Below are 11,529 nucleotides of genomic sequence, written 5' to 3' on the forward strand. Positions count from 1 at the left end.
CAGTTTCCTTTCGAGGTTCCGGTCTTAGGCGTTCTGCGGGAAGCCGAGGTTGATGCCCCCGTGGCTGGGGTCCAGCCAGCGGGAGGTGACGGCTTTGCCCCGGGTGAAGAAGCCGACGCCTTCCGTACCGTGTGCGTGGGTGTCGCCAAAGAGCGAGTTCTTCCAGCCGCCGAACGAGTAGTAAGCCATGGGCACGGGCACGGGCACGTTGATCCCCACCATCCCTACTTCCACTTCGTTTTCGAAGCGCCGGGCGGCCCCGCCGTCATTGGTGAAGATGGCTGTGCCGTTGCCGTACGGGTTGCTGTTGATGAGGTTCAGTGCCTGCTCATAGGTATCTACGCGCACCACGGACAGGACCGGGCCGAAGATTTCGTCCTGGTAGATGGACATGTCCGGCGTGACGTTATCGAAGAGCGTGGGCCCGACAAAGAAGCCGTCGCCCTCAGCGTCGGCGGCGATGTTCCGGCCGTCCACGACGACAGTGGCGCCGGCTGCTTCGCCGGCGTCGATGTAGCCGGCCACCTTGTCCCGGTGCTGGGCGGTAACAAGCGGTCCCATGTCACAGCCGCGAAGTCCGTCCCCGGTGCGCAGTCCGGTGGCGCGTTCAGCGATCTTGGCAACCAGTTCGTCTGCTATGTCACCGACGGCAAGGAGGGCCGAAATGGCCATGCACCGTTCGCCAGCTGAGCCGAAACCTGCATTGATTGCCGCGTCTGCCGCCAGGTCAAGATCGGCGTCGGGGAGGACGATCATGTGGTTCTTTGCACCGCCTAGGGCCTGGACACGCTTCCCGGCGGCCGTAGCGGTCTGGTAAACGTACTTGGCGATCGGAGTGGATCCGACGAAGGAAACGGCCTTGACGTCCGGGTGGTTCAGGAGCGCGTCAACCGCCACCTTGTCACCGTGAAGGACGTTGAAGACACCGTCCGGAAGTCCGGCTTCTTTCCACAGTTCAGCCATCCAGTTGACAGCGGTGGGGTCCTTTTCGCTGGGCTTGATGATTACCGTGTTGCCGGCCGCGATGGCCAGCGGGAAGAACCACATGGGGACCATGGCCGGAAAGTTGAAGGGGCTGATGACGGCTACGGGACCCAGCGGCTGGCGGATGGAGTGGACATCGACGCTGGTGGAGGCGTTCTCCGTATAACTGCCCTTGAGCAGGTGCGGGATTCCGCAGGCAAATTCGACCACTTCCTGGCCGCGGGTGACCTCACCGAGGGCATCGGACAGAACTTTGCCGTGTTCGGCGGTGATGATTGCTGCGAGCTCATCCTTGCGTGCATTGAGGAGTTCACGGAATGAGAACAGGATCTGGGTGCGGCGGGCAAGGGACGTGTCCCGCCAGGCCGGGAAGGCGCCTTTAGCGGCAGCCACAGCCGCCTGGCTGTCCTGGGCCGTGGCCAGGGCAACCTGCCCGGTGACTTTCCCCGTGGCGGGATTGGTGACCGGCGCCGTGTTCTCCCCAACAGGGACATAGCTGCCGTTGATCCAGTGCTCGATGATGTTCAAAGTGTCTCCTTGAGGTCGCTGCGTTTGCGTCCAGTCTTACCGTCACGCAAGGGCAGCGTTAGAGCCGATGTGTAAGGTAAATCACAGGCTCGTTTACACTTTGTAAATGCTCCCCTCGGTCCGCGACGTTCTCGCCCTTCCGGTCCTCCAGGCAGCTGCACCGCAGCTGCTGGGCGGCTCCGCGCGTTTGGATGCTCAGGTCCGCTGGGTACATGTCAGTGAACTGCTGGACATCTCGGGCCTGCTGGCCGGCGGTGAACTGGTCCTCACCACCGGACTGGAGCTGGAAAAGCACCCTGACCTCACGGTCGGGTTCGTCGCATCTCTTGAACAGGCCGGCGCGGCAGGCCTGGTGGTTGAGCTCACGGGCAACCGTGAACGCAGTATGGCCGCGCTTCACGCCGCCGCGCGGCGCACCTCGCTTCCGATCGCCGTGGTTCAGCGGCGGGTACGTTTCGTGCAGGTCACGGAGGTCGTACACCGCATGATCGTTGCTGAGCAGCTGGAACGCGTGGAGCGCGCGCGCGACGTCCATGAGGCGTTCACGCTCCTCAGCCTGGAGAATGCCGGCACGCAACTCGTGGTGGAAAAGGCAGCCGAACTGATCGGCGCCCCGGTCATCCTGGAAGACCTGGCCCACCTGGTGCTCGCGTTCTCGGCCCACGGGAGGTCCGCCGCGGAGCTGCTGGCGGACTGGGAACGCCGCTCCCGGACCACCCCATCGACTGCCGGGACATCCCGGGCGGGCGCCGAGGCCTGGCTGCAGACTCCGGTGGGTGTGCAGCGCCAGCTTTGGGGACGGCTGGTGGTTCCCATGGAAATGGACGACGATGGCCCGGCGGCTATGGTCCTGGAGCGCGCCGCGCAGGCGCTTGCGATCAACCGGCTTGCCGAACGCGATCGGCGCGAACTTAGCCAGCAGGCCCAGGCGGGACTGCTCAACGCACTGCGACAGCCCCGCGGCCTTGACGAGGCCGAAGCGCTGGCACGGGCGGCTGCATTGGGCCTGAAACGGTCACCGTTCTACGTGCCGGTCGTTTTCCGAAGGACTGGCCATACGGCCGCTGCTGAGGCAAGTGCCGGACCAAGGCCGGGCGGGGCCTCCCGGGATCCGCTTGCCGGCCAGGAGGAGGAAAGGATCCTGCTCGAGCAGCTGGGGCGCGCACTGAAGACAATCTCCAGTACCGCCCTGTCAGCAAGTATCCAGTCAGGTTCCGTAGGCATGATCCTGGCCCTGCCGGCAAGGCAGCTGGAGGACCCTACCTTGCACCGGCTGACCGATGCCTTGGGCCGGGAGCCCGACAGCGTGTCGGCGGAGTGGACCGTCGGCGTCGGACATCCGCGGGGAAGCCTGCTCGAAGCCGCCGCCGGAGTGGATGGAGCCGCGCACGTAGCGGAAACTTCGGCAACCCTGCGCGGGGTCCGCAAACCGTTCTACCGGGCCACTGACGTCCGGCTGCGTGGACTGTTGGCGCTCCTGCGAAACGATCCGCGCGTCCAGCAGTTCGTGGAGTCGGAACTGGAGGCCCTGCTGCAGGCTGAAGCCCAGGGCCGGGGCGGTCACCTCGAACTACTGGCCCGGTACCTGGAATCGGGCGGCAATAAGGCAGCAATGGCGCGCAGCGGCTACTTTAGCCGACCCACGCTGTACGCCCGCCTGGCGCGGCTCGAGGAACTCCTGGGCGTTGATCTTGATGACGCCGAGTCCCGAACTTCGCTGCACGTGGCGCTCCTGCTCCACAGGCTCCGGGCTCTTTGAACCCGATGAGGACCCCAACCGACCGGACATCCGTAACGGCACGTGCCGTAGAGAGTGGACGTTGACCGATGGCAAAGCCCTTTACCCTTACCCAGTTGCGCTACTTCGCTGTGGTCGCCGAACTGGAGAACATGACGGCGGCGGCGGAACGCCTGCTGGTCACCCAGTCCACCCTTTCAACCGCGGTTTCCCAGCTGGAGTCAAGCCTTTCAACGCAACTGTTCGTGCGGCTTCCGACCCGCGGGCTGAGGCTCACTCCGTCCGGCCGACAGCTTTCGCAGGACATCAAAGTGCTGCTGGAACATGCGGACGCGTTGTACGAATCTGCCCGGGGCCTGTCCGCCGGCCTGGTCGGGGAGCTGAAGGTGGGAGTTTTCGCGCCCCTGGCTCCTTTCAGGCTGCCCGCGATCCTGCAGACCTTCGAGGTCCAGCACCCCGGCGTGGAGGTGTCATTCCTGGAGGCCGATCTCGCCACACTCCAGAGCGCCCTGCTGGACGGGCGGTGCGACGTTGCGTTGATGTATGGCCTGGGCCTTGGGCGCGGCTTTACCTACAAGGTGCTGGAACGCGTACCGCCGCACGTCCTGGTACATGCCGGGCATCCGGCCGCAGCACGCCCCGGCCGCAGCATTGCACTCAAAGAACTCGACGGCGAACCGTCCGTGGTGCTGGACCTCCCCCACAGCCGCGAATATTACGAACAGCTCTATGCACTTGCCGGCATTGTGCCCAACGTCCGGCACCGCTTCGCGGGATATGAGACGGTCCGGTCCTTTGTGGCGAAGGGGCACGGTTACGCGATGCTCAACCAGCGGCTGAACAGTGACATGACGTATTCCGGCGGGAAGGTGGTGGCGTTGACCCTGCAAGACGATTTCCCGCCCATTGAGGTGATGCTGGTCCGGCCGGAAGGCGTACAGCCCACGCGGCGTACGCTCGCTTTTGAAGAGACCTGCCGCCGAATCTATACGACTGCCGTCGGGGGCCAGCTGCCCGGGTCTGTCGTACATTGATGAAATCTATCGATGGCACCAAATCAATCAATTGGACACATGTGCCGCAGATCACACATGGTTATTGCAGCGCGGATGTCGGCGGGTCCCGGGAAGGGAAACCCCTCTAACCACGGCGCACACCCCACCTCCCCGGCGGGACAACCATGTTGATCAAAGGAGATTCTGTGGTTCAGATCCATCCCCAACCCCAGCAGGCACCCGAAGTTGCACCAACCCCCGGGCTGGGGGCACCCGTTCTCGAAACGGAGGCCCTGAGCGCGCGTCCCGGCGTTACGAAGATGCAGAAGCGGGTGCTGGCAGGCGGAAGTATCGGCCAGTTCATTGAGTTCTACGACTTTACGCTTTACGGACTCACCGCGGTGATCTTCTCGCAGCTCTTCTTCCCCGCGGCCAACCCCGTTGCAGCGATGCTGGCCACATTTGCCACGTTCGGCGTCGCGTTCGTGGTGCGGCCCATTGGCGGGCTCTTCTTCGGCGCGCTTGGTGACAGGATCGGCCGACGGCGGGTCCTCACCATCACGCTCATCGCGATCGGCGCAGCCACCGCCCTCATGGGCATCCTGCCCACCTATGGCCAGATCGGCGCATGGGCACCGGCCCTCCTGGTCCTCTGCCGGCTGGTCCAAGGCTTCTCGGCAGGCGGCGAGTCCGTAGGTGCCCCGTCCTTCGTCTTCGAGCACGCACCAGTCAAGAGCCGCGGGTTCTGGCTGAACATCACTATCGCCGCAACCGCGCTGCCTTCTGTGACTGCCGGAACCATGATCCTCATCCTTAGCCAATCCATGTCCAACGAGTCCTTCATGGCCTGGGGATGGCGCATCCCGTTCCTGCTGGCCCTGCCGCTTGCACTCTTCGGCGTCTGGATCCGCAGCCGCACGGTGGAGAGTGAAGCCTTCAACGAGGCCAAGGCCAGCCGGACGAAGGAATTCAGTCCCGTCCGCGAGGCCTTCCGCGAAAACAAGCTCCGGATGGTCCAGGTCATCTTCGTCATGGGCCTGACCGCCATGGGGTTCTACTTCCTTTCCGCTTACTTCGTCTCGTACGTCCAGACCTCGGGCGGCCTCAGCCGCGAGCAGTCCCTGTTGGTCAACGCTGCCGCACTGGCGCTTTACGCCGTACTCCTGCCATTGGGCGGCCGCATTGGTGACCGCGTGGGCCGGAAGCCGATGCTGATCGCAGGCTCCGCTGTCCTGGCACTCGTTTCCGTACCCTGCTTCATGCTGGTCACCAGCGGCAGCCTGCCGCTCGCGCTTTTGGGCCAGTCACTGTTCGTTGTGGCGCTGTGCATCTACGGCGGCGGCTGCTACACGTTCTTTGTCGAGATCTTCACGACGAAGACGCGCTTCACCTCGGCTGCGATCAGCTACAACGGCGCCTACGCCCTGTTTGGCGGCACCGCACCGTTCATCGGCACCGCCCTGGTGGGAAGCAGTGGCGTGCCGCACGCGCCGGGCTTCTACATGGCCGCGGCAGCCGCCGTCGTGCTTCTCCTGGTGCTCTTTACCCGGGTGCCGGAGACGCGCGGCCGGATGGGCTAGAAGCCCCCGCCCTCTTTCCTCTCCACAGCCAGACCTAAGGACTTCTCCCATGAATTCAGCAGCTTTCCTGTCCGACTTCCACCACGTTGCCACCATCGGCGCCACAGCGAACAACGGTGTGGACCGGCAGGCCGCAACTGCCGAGGATGCGCTCACCCGGCAGTGGTTCGCGGCCTGGGTGAACGACGCCGGATGGGAACTTCGGGTGGACGGAATCGGCAACATGTTCGGGCTGGTGGAGTGGGTGCCCGGGGCTCCTTACGTCATCATCGGATCACACCTGGACAGCCAGCCGCTGGGAGGCCGTTTCGACGGCGCCTACGGTGTCATCGCCGCGCTGCACGCGGCCCGGCGGCTCCAGGAGGAGGTGGCTGCCGGCAGGGCGGTGCCCCGCTTCAACCTGGCGGTGGTCAACTGGTTCAACGAAGAGGGCGGGCGCTTTGCCCCGAGCATCATGGGCAGCTCGGTGTACGCAGGCCTGCTCGACCAGGGGCAGATGCTCGACGTCGCCGACCTGCAGGGTGTCACTGTCCGCGATGCCCTGGCCGGCATCGGGTACCTCGGCACGGCCGAGGCGCCCGATGCCGCCGCCTACGCTGAAATCCACATCGAGCAGGGCCGCATCCTGGAGCGCGAGGGGATCACGATCGGACTGGTGGACAGCAGCTGGTACACCCAGAAGCTGGATATCGAAGTACTGGGGGAACAGTCGCACACCGGCGCCACGGCGATGGCTGACCGGCACGACGCCCTGGTGGCTGCCTCCAAGATCATCCTCATGGTTCACGATGTCACGAAGGAATTTGCCGACGAGGCGATTGTTTCCTCTGTGGGCCAGCTGACCTTGGAACCGAACTCACCGATCGTGGTGGCCCGTCGGGTGCACCTCGTCGCCGACCTGCGCTCGGCCGACCCGGACATCGTCACGGAAGCGCGGGCGAAACTCCTGAAGGACATCGACGTCCTGGCGCGTGCACACGACATCAAAGTGAACGTTAAAGACTTCGACATCCGCCCCATCCGGCGCTTTCCTGAGGCTGGCCTGGAACTTGCGAACAAGGTTGCTGCTGATCTGGGTCTTTCAGCCCGGCGCATCCAGACCATGGCGGGCCACGACTCCGTGGCCATGAACACGGTGGTCCCCTCCGTCATGCTGTTCATCCCCAGTGTGGAGGGCGTATCACACTGCGAGCGGGAGTTCACCACCGACGCCGACATGGTGGCCGGCGTGGACATGCTCACTGGGGTTGCCCGCGAGCTTGTGGCGGGCGCCTTGACCGAGGCCCCGGCCCGCGCTGCGGCGGCGCTGGCATGACGGACCTGCACTACCTTGATGCCACAAGCGCGCTGAAGTTGTTCCGGAGCCGGGAGCTGTCACCGGTGGAGCTCCTGGACGCGCTGATTGCGCGGACCGATGCGGTCAACGGGGCCATCAACGCTCTCACCGAAACGCTCTTCGCGGAAGCACGGCTGGCCGCCCGGCAGGCTGCAGCCCGGTACGCGCGCGGCCGGGACCTCGCTCCGCTCCTGGGTCTTCCGGTGGCCACGAAGGAAAAGCACGGGCTCCGTGGCCGCACACTCTCGCAGGGTCTCCTGGCGCGCAAAGGCGATATCGCGATGGCCGACCATCCGGTGATCGAACGCATCATAAACGCAGGCGGCATCATCCATGCCCGCACCACCACCCCCGAGTACAGCTGCGCCACCGTGACCCACAGCCCGTTGTGGGGCGTGACGCGCAATCCATGGAACCTGCAGTACTCCCCCGGTGGATCCTCCGGCGGTTCCGGAGCGGCGCTGGCAGCCGGCCTGGCACCCTTGGCCACGGCCTCGGATATCGCCGGGTCAACCCGGCTGCCGGCAGCCTTCACCGGGACCGTTGGGTTCAAGGCTTCCTACGGCCGGATCCCGGGGCTGGCACCGCTCGCCGCGGACCACTACCGCGGAGATGGGCCGATGGCCCGGACGGTGGCGGACACGGCGCTGCTGGCCGGTGTCATGGCGGGGCGGTCCCGGGCGGACCATGCGTCCCTGGCGGACCTCCCCGAGGGCTGGCCCGGACCGGGCACTGCGGTTGGAGGGATTTCGGTGGCGGGGATGAGGATCGCCCTGTGCATTCGTCTGGGCAATTACCCGGTGGCAGCAGACGTCGAAGCCAATACCCGTGCCACCGCAGAGGCGCTTCGCCAAGCCGGCGCGGTGGTGGAGGAAATCGAGCTCCCGTGGACCACGGAGAGTATCCGGCGGACCATCTTCACCCACTTTGGCTATCTCCTGGGACCTGCAATGGAGGACGAGACAGCGGCATCCGTGGAGCAGTTGGCTCCCTACACGCGGCAGTTCATGGCGGATGCCCGCCGGGCAGCCGAGGAGAACCGTTACCTGGACGGCATCCGGGCCGAGGCCCAGCTTCAGTCTGAGCTGGCCGAAGCCATGGCGGATTTTGACGCGTTGGTCTGCCCGGCGTCCGCAGTCCCCGCACTGGAGGCGGAGGGTCAGTACCTTGACGGGATCGATGCCGGCGCTGTGCACCTCGAGCACTACTGGCAAGGGCACATGACGGCTCCGTTCAACATCGCAAACCGCTGTCCGGTGCTTGCCGTCCCGAGCGGGATAGCCGACTGTGGAATCCCTACGGGCGTCCAGATCGTTGGACATCCGTTCGATGACGCAACGGTGTTCCGGCTGGGCGCCGCGCTGGAAGCCGTGCAGCCCTGGACCTGCCGGCCCCCGCTCTAGGGAGGGGTTCGTGGGAGTATTGAACGTGTGGCCCATATTGACGTTTCCGGCATAGATTACTTCCTTTCCGACGGCACGCAGCTGCTGAACGGGGTGACCTTCAAGGTCCCGGACGGCACCAAGACCGCGCTGATAGGTCCGAATGGCACGGGCAAGACGACGCTGTTCCGCATCATTGCCGGCGACCTCGCCCCGGATGAAGGCGTGATCGGACGCTCCGGCAACATGGGCATCATGCGCCAGTTCGTGGGCCAGGTCCGGGACGGGTCCACGGTGCGCGACCTGCTGGTCTCCGCCGCGCCGCCCGCCTTGGCCGCGGCCGCGCGCGAGGTGGACGACGCAGAGCTCGCCATGGTGGAGCACGACGACGAGCCAAGCCAGCTGCGGTACGCCCAGTCGATCGTGGACTGGGGAGACGCCGGAGGGTACGACGTCGAGACGGTCTGGGACGAGGTCTGCATGGCCGCGCTGGGAATCCCCTACGACCGCGCCCAGCACCGCCCGGCGTCGACCCTTTCCGGCGGTGAGCAAAAGCGCCTGGTGCTGGAGGCTCTCTTCGCCGGTCCGGATGAGCTGCTCCTCCTCGACGAACCGGACAACTACTTGGACGTTCCCGGCAAGCGCTGGCTCGAAGAGAAACTCAACGAATCCCGGAAGACCGTGTTCTTCATCAGCCACGACCGGGAGCTCCTGAACAACGCAGCCGGCCGGATCGTCACGTTGGAGCCCGGCATCAACGGGGCCTCTGCGTGGATCCACGGCGGCGGCTTCGGCTCCTACGTCGACGCGCGGGCAGACCGCAACGCCCGGTTCGAGGAGCTGCGCAAGCGCTGGGACGAGGAGCACGTGAAGCTCAAGGAACTCGTGAACATGTACAAGAACAAGGCGGCGTTCCGTTCCGACATGGCCAACCGGTACCACGCAGCCCAGACCCGCCTTGCCAAGTTCCTGGAGATCGGACCGCCCGAAGCGCTGCCTGTTGAACAGAACGTGCAGATGCGGCTGAAAGGCGGGCGGACCGCCAAGCGCGCCATCGTTGCCGAGAAGCTGGAGCTGACCGGCCTGATGAAACCGTTCTCCACCGAAGTCTGGTTCGGCGACAGGGTTGGCGTGCTGGGCTCCAACGGCTCCGGCAAGTCGCACTTCCTCCGCCTGCTGGCCACCGGCGGCACGGACCCAGAGCGCGAACACCTGCCCGTCTCTGACGTCGAGATCGCCGAAGTGCCGCACGAGGGCACAGTGAAGCTGGGCGCACGCATCCGGCCAGGCTTCTTCGCCCAAACGCACGTCCGCCCCGACCTGTTGGGCAAGACCCTGTTGGAAATCCTGCATCGGGGCGACGAGCACCGCTCCGGACTGGGCCGTGAGGCCGCGGCCGGTGCCCTGGACGGTTACGGGCTGGCGGGACAGTCCGAGCAGAAGTACGAGTCGCTCTCCGGCGGGCAACAGGCACGCTTCCAGATCCTGCTCCTCCAGCTCTCCGGCGCTACCCTGCTGCTCCTGGACGAGCCCACGGACAACCTGGACCTGCACTCGGCCGAGGCACTGGAACGGGCCATCGACCACTTCGAAGGCACGGTCCTGGCCGTCACCCATGACCGCTGGTTCGCGCGGACCTTCGACCGGTTCCTGGTGTTCGGCTCGGACGGGAAGGTCTATGAATCCGCGGAACCGGTGTGGGACGAAAAGCGCGTGGAACGGGCGCGCGCGTGAGCGCCAGCACCAGGACAGGCGAACACCACGGGCTGAAGGCTGCCGCCGCCGCGACCTTCGTCGTCTTCGGGATTAACGGGCTTGCCTTTGCCAGCTGGGCCGCACGCATCCCGGCAGTCACCGAAATCCTGCGCATCAGTTCCGGACAGATGGGCACGCTCCTGCTGTGCACGGCGGTGGGATCCCTTCTGGCGCTCCCGACGGCGGGACTGGTGGTGGGCAGGATCGGCACCGCCAATGCGGTACGCACCGGAGGCGTCCTCGCCGCTGCCGCGGCGGTGGGCATCGCGGGATCGCTTTTCGCGACGTCAATCCCCGGTACGGCGGTTTCCCTCTTTTTCTTCGGGATCGCGGTGGGCCTCTGGGATGTTTCCCAGAACATCGAGGGCGCGGATGTGGAACACAAGATGCGCCGGACCATCATGCCGCAGTTTCACGCGGCATTCAGTGGCGGCGCGTTTATTGGGGCGATCGTCGGCGCTGGCCTGTCCAATCTCGGTGTCGGGCTGCCCGTCCACCTCGTTGCCGTTGCGGCAGTGGTTCTGCTGTCTACGCTCGTGGCTCCCCGGTACTTCCTCCCCCACCTCACCCGGACCGTCGCCGAGGGTGAACCTAAGCCCGCCAAGGGACCGACCGCCTGGCGCGATGGCCGAACGCTGCTGATCGGCGTCGTGGTCCTCGGCGCGACTCTCACCGAAGGCGCCGGCAACGACTGGATCGCGAAGGCGTCGGTGGACGGGCTCGGTACCTCCAATTCCACCGGGGCCCTGATGTTCGCCCTGTTCGTCCTGGCCATGACAGCCATGCGCTTCCTTGGCGGACGGGTTATCGACGCCTACGGCCGGGTCACGGTTCTCCGGACAAGCATGGCGGCGGCCGCGGCCGGCCTCTGCCTGTTCGTGCTGGCCGGCAACGTCTGGCTGGCCGCGGTGGGCGCTGCCCTCTGGGGCGTGGGCGCCGCACTGGCGTTCCCGATGGGGATGTCGGCGGCGGCAGACGACCCCCAACACGCGGCAGCAAGGGTATCTGTTGTATCCACCCTGGGGTATGTATCCTTCCTGGCCGGGCCTCCGCTGCTGGGTTATTTGGGCGACCTCACCGGCATCCATCTCGCCCTCCTGGCCATCCTGGCACCCATCGTCCTGGCGCTCCTGCTGGCGGGAGCGGCCCGTCCGTTGCCTGTGCAACCCATGAAGACCGCGGAAACGGGCCCCCGCGGATAGTCGGCCCAATCGGGTGGAGTAGGGTGATC

The 11,529-nt window shown here is 65.7% G+C and carries 8 protein-coding genes; 7 read left to right on the top strand and 1 reads right to left on the bottom strand.

The features are described from left to right. Nucleotides 1–24 precede the first annotated feature (24 nt). Nucleotides 25–1,512, bottom strand: a complete 1,488-nt coding sequence (locus tag ACIQC0_RS11000; protein WP_400534897.1) for a CoA-acylating methylmalonate-semialdehyde dehydrogenase — start codon at nt 1,510–1,512, stop codon at nt 25–27. 106 nt (nt 1,513–1,618) lie between these two features. On the opposite strand from ACIQC0_RS11000, the gene ACIQC0_RS11005 reads away from it, so the two are divergent. The 7 genes from ACIQC0_RS11005 to ACIQC0_RS11035 all read left to right on the top strand — a co-directional run bounded on the left by ACIQC0_RS11005 (nt 1,619) and on the right by ACIQC0_RS11035 (nt 11,500). After that, nucleotides 1,619–3,271 (top strand): PucR family transcriptional regulator, encoded by a 1,653-nt coding sequence (locus ACIQC0_RS11005; protein WP_400534899.1) that lies wholly within the window; start codon nt 1,619–1,621, stop codon nt 3,269–3,271. A 68-nt stretch (nt 3,272–3,339) separates the two neighbouring features. Further along, complete coding sequence (locus tag ACIQC0_RS11010) at nt 3,340–4,284, top strand: LysR family transcriptional regulator (RefSeq protein WP_377216352.1); 945 nt, start codon at nt 3,340–3,342, stop codon at nt 4,282–4,284. A gap of 167 nt (nt 4,285–4,451) precedes the next feature. Beyond that, nucleotides 4,452–5,825 carry an MFS transporter gene (locus tag ACIQC0_RS11015; RefSeq protein ID WP_377216351.1) on the top strand — a complete coding sequence of 458 codons (1,374 nt, stop codon included), beginning with the start codon at nt 4,452–4,454 and terminating at the stop codon, nt 5,823–5,825. A 49-nt stretch (nt 5,826–5,874) separates the two neighbouring features. Next, nucleotides 5,875–7,140, top strand: a complete 1,266-nt coding sequence (locus ACIQC0_RS11020) for a M20 family metallo-hydrolase (RefSeq protein WP_400534902.1) — start codon at nt 5,875–5,877, stop codon at nt 7,138–7,140. Further along, entirely contained in the window at nt 7,137–8,564 is a 1,428-nt protein-coding gene (locus tag ACIQC0_RS11025) for an amidase (protein WP_377216349.1), read from the top strand. Before ACIQC0_RS11020 ends, ACIQC0_RS11025 begins: the two co-directional genes overlap by 4 nt. 27 nt (nt 8,565–8,591) lie before the next feature. Further along, complete coding sequence (locus tag ACIQC0_RS11030) at nt 8,592–10,277, top strand: ABC-F family ATP-binding cassette domain-containing protein (protein WP_377216348.1); 1,686 nt, start codon at nt 8,592–8,594, stop codon at nt 10,275–10,277. Next, nucleotides 10,274–11,500, top strand: coding sequence for an MFS transporter (locus tag ACIQC0_RS11035; protein WP_400534905.1), 1,227 nt, complete (start codon nt 10,274–10,276; stop codon nt 11,498–11,500). Before ACIQC0_RS11030 ends, ACIQC0_RS11035 begins: the two co-directional genes overlap by 4 nt. The last annotated feature ends 29 nt before the right edge of the window (nt 11,501–11,529 follow it).

This window comes from Pseudarthrobacter sp. NPDC092419, from assembly GCF_044755045.1.
GTDB lineage: Bacteria > Actinomycetota > Actinomycetes > Actinomycetales > Micrococcaceae > Arthrobacter.

What these genes read in the sequence shown, in the direction of transcription:
- ACIQC0_RS11005 (WP_400534899.1), top strand. Translation starts at nt 1,619, where the DNA reads ATGCTCCCCTCGGTCCGCGACGTTCTCGCCCTTCCGGTCCTCCAGGCA.
- ACIQC0_RS11010 (WP_377216352.1), top strand. Translation starts at nt 3,340, where the DNA reads ATGGCAAAGCCCTTTACCCTTACCCAGTTGCGCTACTTCGCTGTGGTC.
- ACIQC0_RS11020 (WP_400534902.1), top strand. Translation starts at nt 5,875, where the DNA reads ATGAATTCAGCAGCTTTCCTGTCCGACTTCCACCACGTTGCCACCATC.
- ACIQC0_RS11025 (WP_377216349.1), top strand. Translation starts at nt 7,137, where the DNA reads ATGACGGACCTGCACTACCTTGATGCCACAAGCGCGCTGAAGTTGTTC.